At 46.6% G+C, this 19,149-nt stretch carries 22 protein-coding genes; 11 read left to right on the forward strand and 11 right to left on the reverse strand.

Annotation, left to right across the window (positions count from 1 at the left end; genetic code table 11):
- Window position 1: 1 nt before the first annotated feature.
- Complete coding sequence (locus LY387_RS03535; protein WP_042473808.1) at window positions 2-544, reverse strand: glycine cleavage system protein R; 543 nt, start codon at window positions 542-544, stop codon at window positions 2-4.
- 287 nt (window positions 545-831) lie between these two features.
- On the opposite strand from LY387_RS03535, the gene dapA reads away from it, so the two are divergent.
- A complete protein-coding gene (gene dapA / locus LY387_RS03540; RefSeq protein ID WP_234495338.1) occupies window positions 832-1,710 on the forward strand; it encodes a 4-hydroxy-tetrahydrodipicolinate synthase in 879 nt (292 codons plus the stop codon).
- A gap of 49 nt (window positions 1,711-1,759) precedes the next feature.
- Window positions 1,760-2,782: an outer membrane protein assembly factor BamC gene (gene bamC, locus LY387_RS03545; RefSeq protein ID WP_234495339.1), complete on the forward strand. Its 1,023-nt coding sequence runs from the start codon at window positions 1,760-1,762 to the stop codon at window positions 2,780-2,782.
- A gap of 93 nt (window positions 2,783-2,875) precedes the next feature.
- Here the strand turns inward: bamC and LY387_RS03550 are convergent, their stop codons facing one another.
- From LY387_RS03550 to LY387_RS03565, 4 genes are read right to left on the reverse strand one after another with little or no spacing between them, the layout of a single operon-like run.
- Window positions 2,876-3,082 (reverse strand): DUF2897 family protein, encoded by a 207-nt coding sequence (locus LY387_RS03550; protein WP_234495340.1) that lies wholly within the window; start codon window positions 3,080-3,082, stop codon window positions 2,876-2,878.
- A 9-nt stretch (window positions 3,083-3,091) separates the two neighbouring features.
- A complete protein-coding gene (locus LY387_RS03555) occupies window positions 3,092-3,766 on the reverse strand; it encodes a M15 family metallopeptidase (protein ID WP_234495341.1) in 675 nt (224 codons plus the stop codon).
- A 13-nt stretch (window positions 3,767-3,779) separates the two neighbouring features.
- Entirely contained in the window at window positions 3,780-4,919 is a 1,140-nt protein-coding gene (gene dapE, locus LY387_RS03560; protein WP_234495342.1) for a succinyl-diaminopimelate desuccinylase, read from the reverse strand.
- 55 nt (window positions 4,920-4,974) lie between these two features.
- Complete coding sequence (locus tag LY387_RS03565) at window positions 4,975-5,325, reverse strand: ArsC family reductase (RefSeq protein WP_234495343.1); 351 nt, start codon at window positions 5,323-5,325, stop codon at window positions 4,975-4,977.
- 272 nt (window positions 5,326-5,597) lie between these two features.
- Between LY387_RS03565 and LY387_RS03570 the strand changes: the two genes are divergently transcribed.
- Entirely contained in the window at window positions 5,598-5,879 is a 282-nt protein-coding gene (locus LY387_RS03570; RefSeq protein WP_042473827.1) for a winged helix-turn-helix domain-containing protein, read from the forward strand.
- A gap of 78 nt (window positions 5,880-5,957) precedes the next feature.
- Here LY387_RS03570 and LY387_RS03575 read toward each other — a convergent pair whose 3' ends face one another.
- Together LY387_RS03575 and LY387_RS03580 are read right to left on the reverse strand one after the other, a co-directional pair.
- Window positions 5,958-6,323 (reverse strand): DUF4156 domain-containing protein, encoded by a 366-nt coding sequence (locus LY387_RS03575; RefSeq protein WP_234495344.1) that lies wholly within the window; start codon window positions 6,321-6,323, stop codon window positions 5,958-5,960.
- Window positions 6,310-6,651 carry a DUF2956 domain-containing protein gene (locus LY387_RS03580; RefSeq protein ID WP_128650398.1) on the reverse strand — a complete coding sequence of 114 codons (342 nt, stop codon included), beginning with the start codon at window positions 6,649-6,651 and terminating at the stop codon, window positions 6,310-6,312. The genes LY387_RS03575 and LY387_RS03580 overlap by 14 nt, the downstream gene beginning before the upstream one ends.
- A 113-nt stretch (window positions 6,652-6,764) precedes the next feature.
- Between LY387_RS03580 and LY387_RS03585 the strand changes: the two genes are divergently transcribed.
- The 4 genes from LY387_RS03585 (at window position 6,765) to LY387_RS03600 (ending at window position 10,875) form a co-directional block, all read left to right on the forward strand.
- On the forward strand, window positions 6,765-7,226 hold the full coding sequence (locus LY387_RS03585; protein ID WP_234495345.1) for a DUF2919 domain-containing protein: 462 nt from the start codon (window positions 6,765-6,767) through the stop codon (window positions 7,224-7,226).
- A 70-nt stretch (window positions 7,227-7,296) separates the two neighbouring features.
- Window positions 7,297-8,202, forward strand: coding sequence for a Dyp-type peroxidase (locus LY387_RS03590; protein ID WP_234495346.1), 906 nt, complete (start codon window positions 7,297-7,299; stop codon window positions 8,200-8,202).
- A gap of 114 nt (window positions 8,203-8,316) precedes the next feature.
- On the forward strand, window positions 8,317-9,453 hold the full coding sequence (locus LY387_RS03595) for a flagellin (protein WP_234495347.1): 1,137 nt from the start codon (window positions 8,317-8,319) through the stop codon (window positions 9,451-9,453).
- A 288-nt stretch (window positions 9,454-9,741) separates the two neighbouring features.
- A complete protein-coding gene (locus LY387_RS03600) occupies window positions 9,742-10,875 on the forward strand; it encodes a flagellin (protein ID WP_234495348.1) in 1,134 nt (377 codons plus the stop codon).
- 84 nt (window positions 10,876-10,959) lie between these two features.
- Here LY387_RS03600 and LY387_RS03605 read toward each other — a convergent pair whose 3' ends face one another.
- The 3 genes from LY387_RS03605 to LY387_RS03615 all read right to left on the reverse strand — a co-directional run bounded on the left by LY387_RS03605 (window position 10,960) and on the right by LY387_RS03615 (window position 12,695).
- Window positions 10,960-11,253 carry a SelT/SelW/SelH family protein gene (locus LY387_RS03605; RefSeq protein WP_234495349.1) on the reverse strand — a complete coding sequence of 98 codons (294 nt, stop codon included), beginning with the start codon at window positions 11,251-11,253 and terminating at the stop codon, window positions 10,960-10,962.
- Between the two features lie 76 nt (window positions 11,254-11,329).
- Window positions 11,330-11,848 (reverse strand): regulatory protein ToxS, encoded by a 519-nt coding sequence (locus LY387_RS03610; protein ID WP_128650183.1) that lies wholly within the window; start codon window positions 11,846-11,848, stop codon window positions 11,330-11,332.
- 13 nt (window positions 11,849-11,861) lie between these two features.
- Window positions 11,862-12,695, reverse strand: a complete 834-nt coding sequence (locus LY387_RS03615) for a winged helix-turn-helix domain-containing protein (RefSeq protein ID WP_234495350.1) — start codon at window positions 12,693-12,695, stop codon at window positions 11,862-11,864.
- 262 nt (window positions 12,696-12,957) lie between these two features.
- Between LY387_RS03615 and htpG the strand changes: the two genes are divergently transcribed.
- The 3 genes from htpG to hemH all read left to right on the forward strand — a co-directional run bounded on the left by htpG (window position 12,958) and on the right by hemH (window position 16,875).
- A complete protein-coding gene (gene htpG / locus LY387_RS03620) occupies window positions 12,958-14,862 on the forward strand; it encodes a molecular chaperone HtpG (protein ID WP_234495351.1) in 1,905 nt (634 codons plus the stop codon).
- A gap of 289 nt (window positions 14,863-15,151) precedes the next feature.
- Window positions 15,152-15,796 (forward strand): adenylate kinase, encoded by a 645-nt coding sequence (gene adk / locus LY387_RS03625; protein ID WP_042477529.1) that lies wholly within the window; start codon window positions 15,152-15,154, stop codon window positions 15,794-15,796.
- A gap of 119 nt (window positions 15,797-15,915) precedes the next feature.
- Window positions 15,916-16,875 carry a ferrochelatase gene (hemH, locus tag LY387_RS03630; RefSeq protein ID WP_234495352.1) on the forward strand — a complete coding sequence of 320 codons (960 nt, stop codon included), beginning with the start codon at window positions 15,916-15,918 and terminating at the stop codon, window positions 16,873-16,875.
- A gap of 69 nt (window positions 16,876-16,944) precedes the next feature.
- Here hemH and LY387_RS03635 read toward each other — a convergent pair whose 3' ends face one another.
- Window positions 16,945-18,330 (reverse strand): peptide MFS transporter, encoded by a 1,386-nt coding sequence (locus tag LY387_RS03635; protein ID WP_234495353.1) that lies wholly within the window; start codon window positions 18,328-18,330, stop codon window positions 16,945-16,947.
- Between the two features lie 302 nt (window positions 18,331-18,632).
- On the opposite strand from LY387_RS03635, the gene rfaH reads away from it, so the two are divergent.
- A complete protein-coding gene (gene rfaH, locus LY387_RS03640; RefSeq protein ID WP_128650180.1) occupies window positions 18,633-19,127 on the forward strand; it encodes a transcription/translation regulatory transformer protein RfaH in 495 nt (164 codons plus the stop codon).
- Window positions 19,128-19,149: the final 22 nt, after the last annotated feature.

A 19,149-nucleotide genomic window follows, 5' to 3' on the forward strand; every position in this document is an offset into this window, starting at 1 on the left:
ATTAATGGGTTCCGCTAATGAAGTTTAGCGACCCTTTTACTGAAAGCTGGTTGCACAGCGCATCAAACTCTTCTTGAAGTTGCATCAGATTGCAATCTTCGTCGACATTGGCACTGAGTGCGATCTGAAACTGGTCAGTATCGGTACCTGCGCGCTCTTTCACTATGGTTTGTGCGCTTAATGACGCCAGTCCAATGTGCTTGTCAGCGAAGAATTGAGTGAATTCTTCCGTGAGTCCCACTCGATCTTCAGACTCGATGAATACCTCAACCGTATATTGGTTGGGAATGGAGTCGTGCTTGGAGGTACGTTTCATCATGGTGATCAGATCATGTTCTTGACCCAATAGTGGCAGAGTAGTCTCAACGCGAGTGATGTAACTAGGCGTGCCAGATATTAACATGATGAGGGTGAATTCATTGCCGAACATGGCAATGCGACTGTCAATGATGTTGCAGCCCGCATTGGCGACGAGATGAACAACTTCATTGCATATCCCTGGTCGGTCTGTGCCAACTGCGGTAATCACTAAATATTGATTCATAGTGTCACTCTAAATTCCTTGTTGGCTATATGTTAGCATAGCTAGGCCCAAAGCTCTTGTGATAGATGTAACCGATTATCGACAAAGTGCCGTTGATTGGTCGTGGATTGAGCATAGAATTAACTCCAGATTGACACCTGTTTTACAGAAAAGCGCATCTTATACGTGCCTCATATCCGAAATCTGAAATTATTCATTCACTTCTTGGTGGGATCTGTTTTTAAGCTCTTGTGTTTATCAATAGCATTACAGTACCATGCAGTAAGTATCAATTTAGGGAGATCACCATGTTTTCAGGAAGTATTGTTGCGCTATTAACCCCACTCACCACAGACGGCGAAGTTGATTTTGTTAGTCTACGAAAACTGGTTGAGCATCACATCGAAGCCGGTACCGATGGTATCGTTGCGGTAGGTACGACAGGGGAGTCTGCAACTCTAACCGTTGAAGAACATGTCAAAGTTGTCGCCAAAACGGTAGAGTTTGCCGATGGCCGTTTGCCTATCATCGCGGGCACAGGTGCTAATGCAACACACGAAGCGATCACGTTTAGCCGTTTGTTCAACAATGTGGGCATTGCAGGTTGCTTGAGTGTGACTCCTTACTACAACAAGCCGACGCAAGAAGGCATGTACCAACACTACAAAGCGATCTCTGAGGAAACTGATATCCCACAGATCCTTTACAACGTTCCTGGCCGCACAGGTGTTGACCTAAAACCAGAAACGGTTGCTCGTCTAGCAGAGCTTCCAAACATCGTTGCACTTAAAGATGCGACGGGCGATTTGTCTCGAGTGCAAACTCACCGTGAACTTTGTGGCGAAGATTTTATCTTACTAAGTGGAGATGACGCGACTGGTCTTGATTTCATCAAGGAAGGCGGTAAAGGCGTTATCTCTGTGACCAACAACATCGCGGCTGCAGACATGGCGAAAATGATGCACCTGGCGCTGGAAGGTAAGTTTGAAGAAGCTGACATCATCAACCAACGTTTGATGACTCTGCATAAAAACCTGTTTGTTGAGTCGAGCCCAATTCCTGTTAAATGGGCTGCGCACAGAATGGGCCTTATCGCGAACGGCGATCTAAGACTGCCGCTCACTGAACTATCAGAAGAAGCGAAGCCAATCGTTGCTCAAGCTCTAACAGAAGCCTGCATTTACTAAATAGAACGGTAAGAGGAGCACTAAGCTCCTCTTATATAAGGGAGTATCAATGAAATTTTCACGTCAGCTAGCGGTTTCTACGTTAGCTGTTATTGTTTTAGCCGCGTGCTCAAGTGACCCTAAGACGCGTCGCGAGGCGAAAGATGACTTCAACTACCTCGAAGCGCCAGGGCTAAAAGAGTGGACCTTACCAGAAGGTGCCACCCCTCAGTTTTATCCAAACTATGAAATTCCTACGGGTGACTTCTCTGGTGGTATTGGTCGTGCAGTCGACATTCGTCCACCGCAACAGGTTCTAGAGCTTATTCCGGGTGCTCGTGTAGAGCGACAGGGCTCAGAAGTAACACTTTGGCTACTTCAAGAAGAAGAGATGGACAAGGTGTGGGCAACGGTGAAAAAGATGCTCTCCGAGATCGGCGTTGAGTCTGTGAATGAAACAGACGACATGATCGAAACGGGTTGGGTGACTTGGACATCAGAAGATGAAGACGTAGAGATTGGTAGCCGCTACGAGATCACGCGTTATGAAGCAAACAATCGCCACGGCTTTAAGATGAAGCTTATCGATTGGCGTGAAGGTGGAACGGTAAAACCGGTTACTCGCGTGAATGAAGAGCGCTACAACACGCTGATGACAAACCTAGTGACAGCGCGTTATGACCGAGATCTTCGTGAAGAAGCGGCGCTTCGTGCACAAGAGCTAGTGAAGTCTATTCCAATCAGCATGGGGACTGACCGTAGTGGTCTGCCAGTCATCATCGCACGTACTCCTTACAACGTGTTGTGGCAAGAACTGCCAGAGTTGCTGCCTAAGATGGGCTTTACTATCGAAGAGCGTAACCAGTCTCAAGGTACTGCGAAAGCCAAGTATGCGAGCCCAGATGATGAGTTCTGGAATCAAGTGGGTCTTAAGCCGATTGATCTAGAGCCAGGTGACTACACCTTCTTGTTCGGTGATCTGGGTAACCGTACCTCTATCAACGTGACAGATAAAGATGGTAAACCGGTATCTGAGAATCTACTACGATCGCTAGAACCATTGATTGCGACTGTGATTAAGAAAGAGCAGTAATAGCAACAATTTAGTCATTAAAAAGGACCCAATCGGGTCCTTTTTTCTATCCGTAGGCTCTGCACGCTGAGTGCCTATCCTTATGTGTGGCGGCTATTTTTCTGAATTGTCGTTCGCCTTGTCACCGTATTTCTGTTTATCCAACTCATTGAGTCTATCTAGCTGCTGTTTACGCGACATGACTTTATCACTTTGCTGGAACTTCATATTAGCCGTGTACTTCAAAGCCGCGATGTTGCCGATGACAACCGCGAGTACCACGATAATGATTACCCAAGGGTTAAACAGCCACTCAATCATAGTCTACTCTCAGCGATTAATGTTGGTTACATACTGATTGTAGATGGAATCGAGATTAGAAAGTATCGGCTCTTGTCCCAAAATGTCTGATTGCTTCAAAACTTTACCAAGTTTTTCACATGAAAAACTGTCTAAACAGTCACTTGCGCTCGCTCGGTGGCTAATGTGCCACGGTTCCATGGCGACCCCGCCATTATCTTTCGCATAAGGAAAGAAAAAACCATAGCTGTCTGCATGTTGCTTGAGCCAATGATAGAAAGGGCGCTGATGCCCATCAAGGTATTCCCATGGCTCGAGCTGAAGGGTTGTGTCAGCGGGGAGCAGATTACCTGCATAGACATCAAAGTCAGTGCCCCAATGGTGACGACTTGCGCCTGGGAGTGCGCTCCATTTGAGGATGGCCGTCACTTTTTCTGCTTCGCTTAACGAGTCGACATCCATTGGAACACTATCGGCATCCAAAATGGGTTTTGCTCCCGACATTTTGGCATTCCAAATGGCAAGCTGACGCTCAAAAGAGCGATAGCCACTGGCAAGATAGAGATCAAAGCCCGCCGATTTCGCCGCGTTAACTAGCTCACCGAGATCGCGATTTGCGTCAGGATGAACGAGAAACGTGCGATTACCGATCGTGATATCGACCAGTGAGTCAGAAGACTGTCCTACTAGATGAGCTATCTCCATCTTGCGCCTCACGTTATTTTTGAGCGAATAAGTTCACCAAGGTGTTTTCGTACATATCCGTCAGTTTCTCTAGGTCAGCAACATTCACGCACTCATTTACCTTGTGAATCGTGGCGTTGACTGGACCCAACTCTACGACCTGAGCACCCATGCGAGCGATGAAGCGACCGTCTGAGGTTCCACCTGTGGTCAGAAGCTCAGGACGAGTGTGATTGACTTCTTCCACTGCGCTGACAACGGCATCAAGTAGGCTGCCTTTATCAGTAAGGAATGGGTGTCCGCTGAGTGTCCATTTCAGGTCGTAGTCAAGACCATGCAAATCAAGCGTTGAGTGGACGCGACTCTTGATGGTTTCATCGGTCAGTTCAGTGCTGAAACGGAAGTTAAACTGTACGTTAAACTCGCCTGGGATGACATTGCTTGCGCCAGTACCTGCTTCAAGGTTCGGGATCTGGAAGCTGGTTGGTGGGAAGTAGTCGTTACCGTCATCCCATTTAGTTGCAGCAAGCTCAGCGAGAGCTGGGAGCGCTTGATGCACAGGGTTATTTGCTAGGTGAGGGTAGGCAACGTGACCTTGTGTCCCTTTGACCTTAAGGTCTCCAGTGATAGAGCCGCGGCGGCCGTTTTTAATGACATCACCAACACTGTTAGTACTCGATGGTTCGCCAACAATACACATGTCGATGTTCTCATCACGAGCCATAAGCGTATCGACAACGCGCGTCGTACCGTTGATGAATGGACCTTCTTCATCAGAGGTGATAAGAAACGCAATTGAGCCTGTGTGGTCTGGGTGTTTTTCGATAAATCGCTCCACCGCAACAATCATACATGCCAGTGAGCCCTTCATATCAGCGGCACCGCGTCCATGAAGGTGACCATCGATGATGGTTGGTTCAAATGGTGGTGTATGCCATTGGTCTAGGTTGCCAGCTGGGACTACGTCGGTGTGACCAGCAAAAGCAAACAGTGGTGCCTGTGTGCCGCGTCGCGCCCAAAAGTTAGTTGTATCCTCAAATACCATGACTTCGATTTCAAAGCCGAGCTTCTCTAGTCTTTCAATCATGACTTTTTGGCAGTCGGCGTCTTCTGGTGTCACTGATTGGCGGCTGATTAGGTCTTTTGCGAGTGCCAAAACGGGGCTGTCGTTCATCCTTGAGGATCCTTGTTCTTGTCGTGTTCTGATGTTGTGTTTGCGTATCTGGCTATTATGCGCCAAACACTTGTTGATATTGTTCAGCTTTAAAGCCCACGTATTGTTTACCGTCTACGTCGATAATTGGGCGCTTAATCATGGCAGAGTGCTCGACGAGTAATGCAATGACATTCTCTTCATTTAGGCTGTCTTTTTGCTCTTGAGTCAGTTGGCGGTACGTTGTGCCACGTTTATTGATGACTTGCTCCCAGCCGAGCTGCTCGCAAAAAGCGCGGACCATCTCTTCATTGATACCGTCTTTGCGATAGTTATGGAATGAATAGTCGAGCTCGTTTGCTTCCAACCATTTCTTAGCTTTTTTGATGGTGTCACAGTTAGGAATTCCAAACATTGTAATAGCCATGATGACTTCCTTATGGGCGTTAAATTCTGACTTTGTTTATTCTGCTTTGAATCGTCGGACGCAAAGCATTTCATTGTGTTTAGCATCCTATCAAGAAGTGTCGCGTTAAACAAAAGGTTGTAAGCGATCACAGTTTTTTGCTCCGTTTTCGGCATCAACAGTTACAAAATCTCAAATTTCGAAATCACAGCGATCAGCGAGAAATTGATCAAGCGCAACACGGGCGCTCGTAAATGCAATATATTGGAAATGCACATAAATAGGAGGTGTCAATGGAACTGAGTCCTGTTTTTGCACGTCGTCTCTATCTCGCGTTGCTCGTTGAAAGCATCGAAAGACCGAATGTGCCAAAACTAATCGAGAAAACGGGTTGGCCTCGCCGAACCATTCAAGATGTCATCAAAGCGCTACCGGGAATCGGCATTGAGTTGATGTTTGTTCAAGATGGGCGTAGACACAACGATGGTTATTACCAGTTGTCAGACTGGGGACCTTTTGACAGTCAATGGGTGATTGATCGCCAAGGTGATATCGAAACGACATTGGGTGTATAGCTTAGGTGCTGCAAAAGGGTTTGAGTGACCGTCGCGTGCATTGGAATGAAAAAATAAAGCCGAAGCTAAGCTTCGGCTTTATTTTTTACAGCGATAGGCGGTGCCAAATAGGGTCACAGACGTCTCAAAATCAACAGGCGTGAGCAGCAGTACCGTATCACCACCCAACGCCGCCGTTTGATTTTTTATCTCGTTGACCGCCCCTTCGGTAAGCGAAGCGTTACTGAAGAACAAATAGGTATACCAATGACCTTCAGAGCCTCTTACATCCCCTTTCCATTGGCATTGAGACACATCCATATTGGCATCCGCACGTACCTCAACGACCTGCGCTTGCTCAGATTGCAGTTGATTAAATGGCTGCGAGCAACCGGCTAGCAAAGTGGTGCTCACCAGCGCCACTCCGAATGCTAATTTTTCTGTGGCGCGCTTAAATCGTGACATAGCTGATAAATCCGATCCAACTTACGATAAGCAGCGCCCATGGCAGCATATCTTGACGTGGCTTGCTTTCTTCTACCGAGGCAGTCTGCTGATCGACAGCGGTTTCTTGCTGTGCTTGTTGTTTGGTACGCTTTTGTTTCTTCAGCGCTTTATCAGCTTGACGCTTTCGCTCTTTTTGCTGCTTCTTATACTGAGCAATGCCTTTTTCGATACCTTGAGCGATTAATTTGGTCTGCTCTTTGGTTTGCCCTGGCTTTTGCGTGGCTTTGGCAATTTTCATTGCTTCTTGCTGTGTTTCCACTGAAGGGGTAATTTTATCGTTCTTCATGCTAATTCCGCGTGAGAGTTTTCGAGCATCTTAGCACAATGATTGTGTGGATCTTGAATGATTCGAGGGTTAGCACCATATACTTTGATATGAGTTAAAAATAGAGACGTACAATGCGCTATGGCATCGAACAATATGATCAGCATGGTCTGTTGAAAACACCAGTTTTACTCTGGGTGGGGTGGGCGTTCCTGATCCGTGCTTGGGTGGTGTTTGTCGTCGCAGGGGCGAGCCGCCAAGAGGGTAGTACGATATTACAGTATGTTTACCCAAACCATACTATGCTGTATCTCGGACTCGCGATGGGCTTGCCTATTGTTGTGGGAATGTGGCTGGTTGGACTAAGAAAAAGCGACTCAACCAAAACCAACTTCATTGTTAGCCAGCTAAAACCCGTCACCTTGCTGGTTGTGATGCTTCAGCTTGCTCATACTGTTTATTTGGTTGATTTGCAGCACTGGCAATTTACTTGGACCAATGCGGTGACTTTGGTGTCATTGATTTGGTTTGCCATTTATTTGCTGAACAGCCGCCGCGTCGCCGATAGCTTGGCGCTTCCAGCGAAAATCACCTAAGTTCCTGATCAAGGTCATACAATCAACAGCTGTTAAAAAATACACTGAGCGAAAAAACAGAGGAAAGATAATGTCATTACCACAAAGTGCGATTACGCCAGAGGCAGAACCTTTTGCGTTATACACCCAATTAAAAGTCAATCAGAATGCTCAACAGGTACTAGAAGCCCTTCAAAAGCTACCTGCGCTGGTGGAAGAGCTAAATGAAACTCAACCAGGCGCTCAGCTAACGCTCTCTGTGGCTTTCTCTCACGCTTTTTGGTCTCAGCTAGAACAATCTATGCCATCGGAGCTAAAGCCATTCCCAGAGCTTGGTGAGGGCGATATTTTCGCACCGTCGTCGGATGTTGACGTGTTGGTTCACTGTCACTCGAATCGCCACGACTTGCATTTCTATTTGCTGCGCAAGCTGATGGGGCAGATTGCTGAAGATGTCACGATCGTAGATGAGACACAGGGCTTCCGTTTTATGGACTCTCGCGATATGACTGATTTCGTCGATGGCACTGAAAACCCGAAAGGTGAGCAGCGTGCAGAGGTGGCATTGGTCGCTGATGGTGAGTTTGCTGGTGGTAGTTATGTGATGGTTCAGCGCTTTGAACACAATCTTCCAGCGTGGAATCGTCTGAATGTGTCCGCTCAGGAAAAAGTGGTAGGTCGTACTAAGCCAGACAGTATTGAGCTTGAGGATGTGCCGGCTGCGTCTCACGTTGGTCGTGTAGACATCAAAGAGGAAGGCAAAGGGCTAAAAATCGTTCGTCACAGCTTGCCTTATGGCACAGTAAGTGGCCCTCACGGTCTGTTGTTTATTGCATACTGTCATACAGTACATAACTTCGACGCGATGCTTGAAAGCATGTATGGCGTTACCGATGGCAAAACCGACCAACTATTGCGCTTCACTAAAGCCGTTACTGGTGGTTACTTCTTTGCGCCTTCGCAGGCAATGTTTGCGACCCTAAACGTCAAAGCTTAATTGCCTCTCAGTTCCTAGGGGACAACGCCTCCCCTAGGTGCTTACCATATTTTCCTCAAGTTTCCTTTCTAATGGTCGATATCTAGGCTATTCATAACGCCTTTTGGAAGCCAAATGTCGATCACCGTCAACACCAATGTCAGTGCTATGGTTGCTCAAAATCACCTGGGTAGTGCAAGTAAAGCACTGAGCCAGTCTTTGGAGCGCTTGTCATCAGGGCATCGCATCAATAGTGCCAAGGACGACGCGGCAGGCTTGCAGATCTCTAATCGCCTCAATGCTCAAATAAGTGGCTTAGGTGTTGCTCAGCGCAATGCCAATGATGGCATCTCGATCATGCAGACCGCGGAAGGTGCGATGAATGAGGCGACTCACATCCTACAACGCATGCGCGATTTGTCCCTGCAAAGCTCTAACGGTTCTAATTCGGCTCAAGATAGACAAGCATTAGAAGAAGAGTTTGTTGCCTTGAATGATGAGTTGAATCGAATTGCTGAAACCACAAGTTTTGGTGGACGAAAACTTCTCAATGGCACCTTCGGGACGTCATCGTTCCAGATAGGGGCTCAATCTGGCGAAGCCTTGCAAGTGGGACTTGGAAACCTGCGTACAGATCAACTTTCTATGGGTGGCGCTGTATATCAGGCGAGTCGAGCGGCTACGCCGAATTGGCAAGTCACAGACAGTAATCGTGAGCTGACATTCAGTTACCTTGATGCTGCTGGCGAAAGTCAAACCAAGACGATAGAACTTAAAGCGGGCGATGACATTGAACAGGTGGCGACTTATATCAATGGTCAGACGGATTTCTTGTCGGCGTCGGTAGATGAGAACGGTCAGTTGCAGGTTTTTGCAGACTCCGAGAAAGTAAAAGGGGCCGTCGACTTTTCTGGCAGCTTTGCGAGTGAGGTTGGGCTGCAAAACGGTGAAATTGTCACGGTAAATGACCTGTCTATTCGCTCAGTTGGAGGTGCTCAGCTCTCTGTTTCTGTATTAGATAAAGCGATGCAGTTTGTGGATAGTCATCGAGCGGCTCTGGGGGCGAACCAAAACCGCCTCAATCACACCATTAATAATCTTGCCAACATGGAAGAGAATCTATCAGCATCGCAAAGCCGTATTCGTGATACTGATTATGCAAAAGAAACCACGGAGATGCTCAAGCAGCAGATTTTGCAGCAAGTGAGCACCTCAATATTGGCGCAAGCTAAGCAAACGCCAAACCTCGCTCTGATCTTATTGCAAGGCTAGCGCTAGCCCAAATCCAAGCATAAGCGAAGTTGCCTAAGTGCACTTGTCTATGAGCAATAGCGCCCTTCGACACCTTGTTCATCAACTTTAGTCTTTTTTTGATAAAACTTTTCTTTTTACCATTCTTGTCACAACTTCCTACGCTAACAGCCAAAATACTCAATTTAATTTCATTTTTTTCTCAAGTCTTTGGTTTCGAAGACGATAAAGAAAGTAACTTTGAGAGAACTACTTGGTTTTCCGAGACGTCGGAAACCGCTACACCGGAAAATCAATTGGAGAAACAACATGGCAGTGAATGTAAACACAAACGTATCAGCGATGACTGCGCAGCGTTACCTAAACAACGCAAACCAGGCTCAACAGACGTCAATGGAGCGTTTGTCTTCTGGTCACAAAATTAACAGCGCAAAAGACGACGCAGCGGGTCTTCAAATCTCTAACCGTTTGAACGTACAAAGCCGTGGTCTAGACGTCGCAGTACGTAATGCCAACGACGGTATCTCTATCGCACAGACAGCAGAAGGTGCGATGAACGAGACAACAAACATCCTACAACGTATGCGTGACCTATCGCTTCAATCCGCGAACGGTTCAAACTCAAAAGCAGAGCGTGTAGCGATTCAAGAAGAAGTGACGGCACTGAACAACGAGCTAAACCGTATTGCAGAAACCACATCATTTGGTGGTAACCGTCTTCTAAACGGCACGTACGGCACTCAGTCATTCCAAATTGGTGCTGACAACGGTGAAGCTGTAATGCTAAGCCTACGCGACATGCGTTCAGACAACGAAATGATGGGTGGTTCAAGCTACCAAGCAGCAAACGCGAAAGACAAAGATTGGAGCGTAGCAGCGGATGCAAACGAGCTAACCATCACGCTAAAGGACAGCTTTGGTCAAGACCAAGCACTGACCATCAATGCGAAAGCAGGCGATGACATCGAGCAGCTAGCGACATACATCAATGGTCAAACAGACCTAGTAAAAGCGTCAGTAAACGAAGATGGTCAGCTACAAGTATTTGCTGGTAACAACAAAGTAGACGGTGACGTGAGCTTTGGTGGCAGCCTAGCGGGTGAGCTTGGTATGCAAGACGCGCAAGCAGTTACGGTTGATACTATCGATGTAACCACAGTAGGCGGCGCTCAAGAGTCAGTCGCGATTCTAGATTCAGCGTTGAAGTATGTAGACAGCCACCGTGCGGAGCTGGGTGCATTCCAAAACCGTTTCAACCACGCAATCAACAACTTGGATAACATCAACGAGAACGTGAATGCGTCGAAGAGCCGTATCAAAGATACCGACTTTGCGAAAGAGACGACAGCGATGACGAAGAACCAAATCCTATCGCAAGCATCAAGCTCAATCTTGGCACAAGCGAAACAAGCGCCAAACGCGGCACTAAGCCTACTAGGCTAATCGCTCGCGCTGATTTAAGCGTTCTAGAACGACAAAAAACCAGAGCCTCGGCTCTGGTTTTTTGTGTTTAGCAGCTTTGTGAGTTTATTGAGCTTTATTACTTACACTATCAACATGCCCTAAATCCCTATCGGGGGCGATAATATCGCGAACGCGCTGTTTTAATACCTTGGCTTCAGGGAAGCCTCCGTCTTTCTTACGCTCCCAGATCAGTTCACCATTGCAATGTATTTCAAATCGACCACCCGTATCTGGGTGTAAGCTAATGACTTCCACCTCTTCGCTGAAGGTGTGCAGCAGTTCTTGAGTCATCCAGGTTGCACGTAGCATCCAGTTGCATTGGCGACAGTAGTAGATGTCTATCTTGGCTTTAATCATGGTCATCCTTGTGCGGGTAGGTGGCAGACAAAAAAGGGAAGCTTTCGCCTCCCTTTTAAATAAACAGTGCGTTCAATTAGTTTGAAAACAGGATAGAAGAGCCTTGATTCAAACTGGTTAGCAGCAGTGTCTTCTCGTTTACGATGTCGATACGACGGCTTTGCTGAGCTTCCATTTTTAGAAACTGTTTGATCATCGCAAGCTGCTCATGAGTGAACTCGTCCGATTGTGCTGTTGCCGTGTCTTTAAACTCACGTGGTGAAATTAACAAGTAGTTGTCGCTAATGGTCCAAGTGCCCATCTCCGAAATTTTAATCAGAGTGTGGGTCTCAGGATCATCACCAAATAAACGCATTGATGATTCACGGATGTATTCACCACCCGGTAGATACTTAACGTTGGCAGACATTTCAAGTCGGCTCAATGGACCAATATCTGTATCCGGATAATCTCGCGCTGCGATAATGCCAACCATGTTCGATTGCCACTCTTTCGCTGTCAGAACTTGCTCAAGCTTGAGGTCGCTGCCCCAGTAAAGCCAGGCACTAAGCGCAGTAGATAGCGCAAGAAGAATAGCGGCGTATTTCATTTTCATTATTCAATACTCCTTACTGGCAAACTTTATCGAGGTCAGATTGCTCAGTGAAAATGCGCATTGTGCTGTTTTCGCCTGAGTGCTCTACGGTGTGCACGAAGTTAAGTGCAATTTGATCGCTTTGGTCACCAGTAACAATAACCTCAACCGGTAGCATGTCACCAGTATGCGTCTCTACATATTTCGCGACACACTGTTCAATCTTTGGCTGCCAGCTGGAGACATCAGGGTGGCTTTCCGGTGTGACGATTTTCACGTTTTCGACGACACTGAGCTCTCTAAACGTAGACTGAGCCGGATTGGTGACCATCAACACTAAAATTGGCAGCAAAATAGCCGCAACAACCATCGCCCAAACGGTCGGTGGCGTTTTCTCTTTAGGAGCGGCAACAGGTGCTGGAGCTGGTTGAGCCGCTGCAGTGGCTGCTGTAGCAGCTTCGAGCTTGTCGGCTGGCAGTTCCGCAACGGGCGCTTCGTTGATGGCTTCTGAAGATGCCATCGGTACTGAGCGTTCAACCGTTGAGATCAATTGATAACCGCGTTTCGGCACCGTTTTCACAAACTGGGGTGATTTCGTTGGGTCTTTCAGCATTTTACGCAAGGTAGAGATAGCTTGCGTCAAGCTTGAATCATCAACCTCAAAGCCTTGATCACGCCATACAAACTCATGCAGTTCATTACGAGTGACAACTTCATTAGGTCTTTCAGCAAGCAGAAGTAGGATGCGACTTTCATTACTACCAAGACGTACTACTTCATCGTTATTAGTTTGATCGACCAACGAATTACTGTTTGGGTCAAAAATGTACTTCTGGCCGAGTATAAACTTAGTGCCTATGTTACTCATTGCATTCTTCTTTTTAGTGCCGCAACGCGACGGGAACTGGTATTTTGGCGCTGAATGGATGCAGAGCCAATTATAGGATTTTAGGATTTTTTTATAGTCAGGGGCAGTAGGATAATAAAAACAAATCAAAAAAACAGCATTTTTATTTTTTTTGACCTTGAATTTACAATGTTCAGCCTCATTTCTTTAGTCGATGAATCATAGCGATACCGAGTGCAAATTTATGTCGAGACTCGGTATTAAACGTGTAAATGGAGATAGCATGAGCACCGTTGAAACTAAGAACAAAGAAACCCGTGGCTTCCAGTCTGAAGTAAAACAACTGCTTCACCTAATGATCCACTCTCTGTATTCAAACAAAGAAATATTTCTAAGAGAGTTGATTTCAAACGCGTCTGACGCAGCTGACAAACTGCGTTTTCAAGCCCTATCTAACTCAGAGCTTTATCAAGGCGATGCTGACCTTGGCGTAAAGCTGTCATTTGACGAGAAGAACAACACATTAACGGTATCAGACAATGGTATCGGTATGACTCGTGATGACGTGATTGAACATCTTGGCACCATTGCGAAATCTGGTACGAAAGAATTCTTTGCCAAACTATCTGAAGAACAAAGTAAAGATTCACAACTTATCGGTCAATTTGGTGTTGGTTTCTATTCTGCGTTTATCGTCGCTGACGCCGTTACCGTGCGCACTCGAGCGGCAGGTGTGGCTTCTGACCAAGCGGTACAGTGGCACTCAGCGGGTGAGGGTGATTACACCATCGAAGACATCACTAAGGAAACTCGAGGTACTGATATCGTGCTTCACATGCGTGAAGAGGGTAAAGAGTTTTTATCTGAGTGGCGCTTGCGCGATGTGATCAGCAAGTACTCTGATCACATCGGTATTCCGGTTTCTATCTGGACACTTGAGCGTGACGAGGAAGGCAAAGAAACGGACCAGGGTAAATGGGAGCAAATCAACAAGGCTCAAGCACTTTGGACCCGTAACAAGTCAGATATTAAAGACGAAGAATATCAAGAGTTCTATAAGCATGTTTCTCACGATTTCGCGGATCCATTGGTTTGGAGTCACAACCGCGTAGAAGGTAAAAACGACTACACCAGTCTTTTGTACATCCCAGCAAAAGCCCCATGGGATATGATGAACCGCGACCATAAGAGTGGTCTAAAACTGTATGTACAGCGCGTATTTATCATGGATGACGCTGAGCAGTTTATGCCTTCTTACCTGCGTTTTGTGCGTGGCTTGATAGATTCAAATGACCTTCCGTTAAACGTGTCGCGAGAAATCCTTCAAGACAACAAGGTAACGCAATCACTTCGCGGCGCATGTACTAAGCGTGTACTTACTATGCTAGAACGTATGGCGAAAAATGACGAAGAGAAATACCAATCGTTCTGGAAAGAGTTTGGTCTTGTGTTGAAAGAAGGTCCTGCAGAGGATATGTCGAACAAAGAGAAGGTGGCTGGCCTACTGCGCTTCGCTTCGACAGAAGTTGACTCAGCAGAGCAGACGATTTCTCTAGCGTCCTACGTTGAGCGCATGAAAGAAGGCCAAGATAAGATCTACTACCTAACAGCAGACAGCTATGCAGCCGCGAAGAACAGCCCTCACCTTGAGCAGTTTAAAGCGAAAGGCATTGAAGTTGTCTTGATGTATGACCGCATCGACGAGTGGCTGATGAATTACCTCACTGAGTTTGATGGTAAGCAGTTCCAGTCAATCACTAAAGCGGGTCTTGATCTGAGCAAGTTCGAAGGCGAAGAAGAGAAAGAGAAGCAAAAAGAGACCGAAGAAGAGTTCAAGTCAGTGGTTGAGCGCACGCAAACCTACCTAGGTGAGCGCGTTAAAGAGGTTCGTACTACGTTCAAGCTAGCAAATACTCCTGCTGTTGTTGTGACGGATGATTTCGAAATGGGTACGCAAATGGCGAAGCTTCTTGAAGCGGCGGGTCAGGAAGTACCAGAAGTGAAGTACATCTTTGAAATCAACCCTGAGCATGAGTTGGTGAAGCGTATGGCGGATGAAGCCGACGAAGAAGCATTTGGCCGCTGGGTTGAAGTGTTGCTTGGTCAGGCTATGTTGGCTGAACGCGGTTCGATGACCGATCCATCGCAATTCTTAGGTGCGATCAACAAGCTTTTGGCTAAAGTCTAATTCCCTTGCGGAGTTTGACACCCTAGTCTAATTCAAGAGCTCGAACATTCGAGCTCTTGTTTTCTCAGGGCTAAACGCACACTTTTAGGTTACTTTAGAGTGCAAAGCAGGATCTTTAGACACTTTTGGCGTCAAGCAAGCGATTTCTATGATAGAATGCGCGCCAAGTTAAAGATTCAACTATTTTTGAATAAACCGTTTATACCGAAACGTATCGCAGCAAACATGCCCATTGGGCATCAAGCAGTAGGCTTCGGTATAAATCTTTTTTTATATAAGAGGACAAGTCATGCGCATCATTCTTTTAGGTGCTCCAGGTGCAGGTAAAGGCACACAAGCTCAATTCATCATGGAAAAATACGGTATTCCACAAATTTCTACTGGTGACATGCTACGTGCAGCAATCAAAGCAGGCACTGAGCTTGGTAAGAAAGCGAAAGCAGTTATCGATGCAGGTCAACTTGTATCTGACGACATCATTCTTGGTCTGATCAAAGAGCGTATCGCTCAAGACGACTGTGAGAAAGGTTTCCTACTAGACGGTTTCCCACGCACTATCCCTCAGGCTGACGGCCTAAAAGAGATGGGCGTAGAAGTTGATTACGTAATCGAGTTCGACGTAGCTGATGACGTTATCGTTGAGCGTATGGCAGGTCGTCGTGCTCACCTAGCTTCTGGTCGTACTTACCACGTTGTTTACAACCCGCCTAAAGTGGAAGGTAAAGATGACGTGACTGGTGAAGACCTAGTAGTTCGTGATGACGACAAAGAAGAGACAGTACGTGCACGTCTAGGCGTATACCACGACCAAACTGCACCTCTGATTGCTTACTACGGTAAGGAAGCAGAAGCAGGCAACACTAAGTACCTAAAATTTGATGGTACTAAGCAAGTTGCAGACGTAAGTGCAGATATCGAAAAAGCACTGTCTTAATTCACTTTTGTGAATCTGTTAAAAGAAAACGACCTTTATAGGTCGTTTTTTTTGATCCAAGGAAAGCGAGCATCGGTATATAATCCGCTTAGCAATCATATGAAAAACAAAGGAAGTCTATGAGCGAATCGTCAAAAACAGGCGTGCTACTGGTCAATCTTGGTACTCCTGACGAGCCGACAGCGAAAGGCGTGAAACGCTTTCTAGAGGAGTTTTTGCATGACCATCGTGTCGTTGATATGACCCGATGGATTTGGTGTCCAGTGCTACATGGCATTATCCTCCCAATTCGCTCGCCTAAGGTAGCGAAGGCTTATCAGTCCGTGTGGATGGATGAAGGTTCACCGCTGATGGTTTACTCAAAGCGTCAGGCAGCGAAGCTGGAGCAAGAGCTAGGACTTCCGGTTGCGCTTGGTATGAGTTATGGCAACCCGTCGCTTAAAGCCGGTATTGACCAACTTCTCGAACAAGGTGTTGAGAAAGTCGTGGTGCTGCCTTTGTACCCGCAATACTCAGGTACGACTACCGCTGCCGCGTTCGACGGTATTGCCAAAGCATGCAAGTCTATTTCTACTATCCCAGCGATGACTTTGATACGTGATTATCATGATCACCCTTTGTATATCAAAGCGCTTGCTGACAACGTGCGAGCACATTGGGAGCAAAATGGCCGCGCAGACTATCTGTTATGCTCTTACCATGGCATACCAAAGCGCTACGCAGATAACGGCGATGTGTATCCGCAGCACTGTAAAGCCACGACAGAGTTGCTAAGAGCAGAGTTAGGGCTTGATGAGTCACAAATGGGAATGAGCTACCAGTCTATTTTTGGTCGTGAGGAGTGGCTTAAGCCATACACCGACAAAACCTTAGAGCAGATGCCAAGTCAGGGTATCAAGTCGATTGATATTATGACCCCTGCCTTCTCAGTGGACTGCCTAGAAACGCTGGAAGAGATAGCGATTGAAGCGAAAGAGACGTTTCTAGAAGCTGGGGGCGAGCAGTATCGTTATATTCCATGTCTGAACGATTCAGATGAGCATATCGCGATGATGGCTCAATTGATTCAAAGCGCCTAGTCAATCCATATAGATACAAAAAGGCCCGTCACTTAAGTGACGGGCCTTTCCATTTAACTAAATCAAAGCTTAAACAAGCTGAGCTTGCTGCTCTTCTACTTGTTCGGCGTTACTCGGCGCGCCTTGCTCAGCACCGTGCATCCACTTAACGAGCGTGTTCGCAAACATCAGCAGGATAACACCACAGATGACGGCCGTTACAGCGATTCCACCAAAGATAGCCATAGCACCTAGTTCACCAACGTGAGAGCCAATTAGACCAGCAACATAGTTTGCGATTGCATTGAAACCAAACCATGCACCCATCATGAGAGATGCCAAGCGTAGTGGAGCAAGCTTAGTCACCAAAGATAGACCAATTGGTGATAGACAAAGTTCACCTAACGTATGGAAGAAAAACGCACCGACAAGCCATAGCATTGACGTTTTAACGCTGGTATCGCCACCTTGCTCTAGTACTGCACCAACCATGCATAGGAAACCTGCTGCTAGGAAAAATAGCGCTAGCGCGAATTTCACAGGCGAGTTTGGTTCACGTTTGCCAAGCTTCACCCAAATAGCCGCTAGCACAGGTGCTAGGGTAATGATAAAGAATGGGTTCAGTGACTGGAACCAAGCTGCAGGGACTTCAAAGTCACCAATCATACGGTCGGTATACTGTTGGGTATAGATGTTCATCAGGCCACCCGCTTGCTCAAAGCCAGCCCAGAAAACGATAACAAACAGACCCATGATAAGGATGACCTTCAGGCGGTCGATCTCTTCACGAGTAAGAGGGGCTTTGGTCTCAGATTTGTTCAGTGCTTTTGCGCGTGCAGCTGCTGGCACGTTACCAATTTCACCTAACCAAGAGTTTGCCATGGTCAGCTGCATGATAAGGCTAAATACCATACCAACACCGGCAACGACGAAACCTGCAGACCAGCCAAATGAGTCTGTCGCCGAGCCTACGACGATACCCGCTAGAAGTGCACCAAGGTTAATGCCCATGTAGAAAATAGTGAACGCACCATCACGACGGTTATCGCCTTCTTCGTAAAGATCGCCAACCATTGTTGAGATGTTTGGCTTGAACATACCGTTACCGGCAATCAGTAGTGCTAGACCACCGTAGAACAGATGTGCACTTGGCTCACCAGATGCCGCTGCAGCTAGGGTGAACTGACCTGCGGCCATAAGGATGCCACCGATAATGATAGACTTACGCTGACCCAAGTAGTTATCAGCAATGTAACCGCCAATAAGTGGCGTAATGTAAACTAGTCCAGTATAGATACCATAGAGATCTAGAGCATCTTTAGTCGACCAGCCCATACCACCATTGATTGTTGTATCGGTCAGGAAAAGAACCAGAATTGCGCGCATGGCGTAATAGGAGAAGCGCTCCCACAGTTCGGTTCCGAACAGTAGAAACAGGCCGCGAGGGTGACCTAAGATGTTGCGTTGTGCTGTCATAAGTTTTACTAATTTTAGTTATCAAAGAATATAATGTGCCAACTGGTATACCTGACAAAATTAATTACTGCAATGGTGTAAAAATATAGATTTTGTGAACAAAATGTTTAACGAGATGAAATGTAAGGAAATTTTTCAGGATGGGTACGTAAAAGATGTGCTGCAAACTAATATTTCATTTTTATTTTTCCGTCATCCATTCGGAAATTTCATCGGTAAGGTCGCAGACCTCTATAGGTTAGTCGCGCATACGGTTCTGTTTAGTGGTAGGATGCAAAAAACAAAATTTTCGAATAGCTAAAATGAAACGTTGGTATTTGCTTTATTGCAAGCGCGGTGAACAAGCCCGCGCGAAAATGCATCTCGAGAATCAAGGCTTAGAGTGCTATTACCCTGAAGTGGAAATAGAGAAGATTCTTCGAGGAAAGAGACAGAAGGTAAAAGAGCCTCTTTTCCCTTCTTATGTATTTGTTCACTTTGATTATGAACAAGGGCCTTCTTTTACTACTGTCCGCTCTACTCGTGGTGTCGTGGACTTCATTCGCTTTGGTGCTCACCCTCAAGAGGTTGATCCGGCTTTAATCGACGAGCTTGAGAAGTTGGCGACACATCCAGAAGAACCAGAAACGGATGCGCTGCCTAAACAGGGTGAAGCAATTCGAGTGACGGGTGGCCAGTTCGCTGGCATCGACGCCATCTTCCAAGAAGCGGATGGCGAAGCTCGCTCCATCATGTTGGTGAAGATGATTAATCGACCGGTGCAGGTGAGTATCGACAACAAAGATCTCGATATTTAATCTTCTGAACGCGAAAAACAAA

Source organism: Vibrio maritimus, from assembly GCF_021441885.1.
GTDB classification, from domain to species: domain Bacteria; phylum Pseudomonadota; class Gammaproteobacteria; order Enterobacterales; family Vibrionaceae; genus Vibrio; species Vibrio maritimus_B.

Coding starts and splice junctions, on each gene's coding strand:
- LY387_RS03635 (WP_234495353.1), bottom strand. CDS start 18,330: ATGACAGCACAACGCAACATCTTAGGTCACCCTCGCGGCCTGTTTCTA.
- bamC (WP_234495339.1), top strand. CDS start 1,760: ATGAAATTTTCACGTCAGCTAGCGGTTTCTACGTTAGCTGTTATTGTT.
- LY387_RS03600 (WP_234495348.1), top strand. CDS start 9,742: ATGGCAGTGAATGTAAACACAAACGTATCAGCGATGACTGCGCAGCGT.
- dapA (WP_234495338.1), top strand. CDS start 832: ATGTTTTCAGGAAGTATTGTTGCGCTATTAACCCCACTCACCACAGAC.
- LY387_RS03610 (WP_128650183.1), bottom strand. CDS start 11,848: ATGAAAATGAAATACGCCGCTATTCTTCTTGCGCTATCTACTGCGCTT.
- LY387_RS03575 (WP_234495344.1), bottom strand. CDS start 6,323: ATGTCACGATTTAAGCGCGCCACAGAAAAATTAGCATTCGGAGTGGCG.
- LY387_RS03555 (WP_234495341.1), bottom strand. CDS start 3,766: ATGGAGATAGCTCATCTAGTAGGACAGTCTTCTGACTCACTGGTCGAT.
- LY387_RS03605 (WP_234495349.1), bottom strand. CDS start 11,253: ATGATTAAAGCCAAGATAGACATCTACTACTGTCGCCAATGCAACTGG.
- rfaH (WP_128650180.1), top strand. CDS start 18,633: ATGAAACGTTGGTATTTGCTTTATTGCAAGCGCGGTGAACAAGCCCGC.
- LY387_RS03590 (WP_234495346.1), top strand. CDS start 7,297: ATGTCATTACCACAAAGTGCGATTACGCCAGAGGCAGAACCTTTTGCG.
- LY387_RS03595 (WP_234495347.1), top strand. CDS start 8,317: ATGTCGATCACCGTCAACACCAATGTCAGTGCTATGGTTGCTCAAAAT.
- LY387_RS03570 (WP_042473827.1), top strand. CDS start 5,598: ATGGAACTGAGTCCTGTTTTTGCACGTCGTCTCTATCTCGCGTTGCTC.
- LY387_RS03580 (WP_128650398.1), bottom strand. CDS start 6,651: ATGAAGAACGATAAAATTACCCCTTCAGTGGAAACACAGCAAGAAGCA.
- LY387_RS03550 (WP_234495340.1), bottom strand. CDS start 3,082: ATGATTGAGTGGCTGTTTAACCCTTGGGTAATCATTATCGTGGTACTC.
- htpG (WP_234495351.1), top strand. CDS start 12,958: ATGAGCACCGTTGAAACTAAGAACAAAGAAACCCGTGGCTTCCAGTCT.
- adk (WP_042477529.1), top strand. CDS start 15,152: ATGCGCATCATTCTTTTAGGTGCTCCAGGTGCAGGTAAAGGCACACAA.
- hemH (WP_234495352.1), top strand. CDS start 15,916: ATGAGCGAATCGTCAAAAACAGGCGTGCTACTGGTCAATCTTGGTACT.
- dapE (WP_234495342.1), bottom strand. CDS start 4,919: ATGAACGACAGCCCCGTTTTGGCACTCGCAAAAGACCTAATCAGCCGC.
- LY387_RS03585 (WP_234495345.1), top strand. CDS start 6,765: ATGCGCTATGGCATCGAACAATATGATCAGCATGGTCTGTTGAAAACA.
- LY387_RS03615 (WP_234495350.1), bottom strand. CDS start 12,695: ATGAGTAACATAGGCACTAAGTTTATACTCGGCCAGAAGTACATTTTT.
- LY387_RS03565 (WP_234495343.1), bottom strand. CDS start 5,325: ATGGCTATTACAATGTTTGGAATTCCTAACTGTGACACCATCAAAAAA.
- LY387_RS03535 (WP_042473808.1), bottom strand. CDS start 544: ATGAATCAATATTTAGTGATTACCGCAGTTGGCACAGACCGACCAGGG.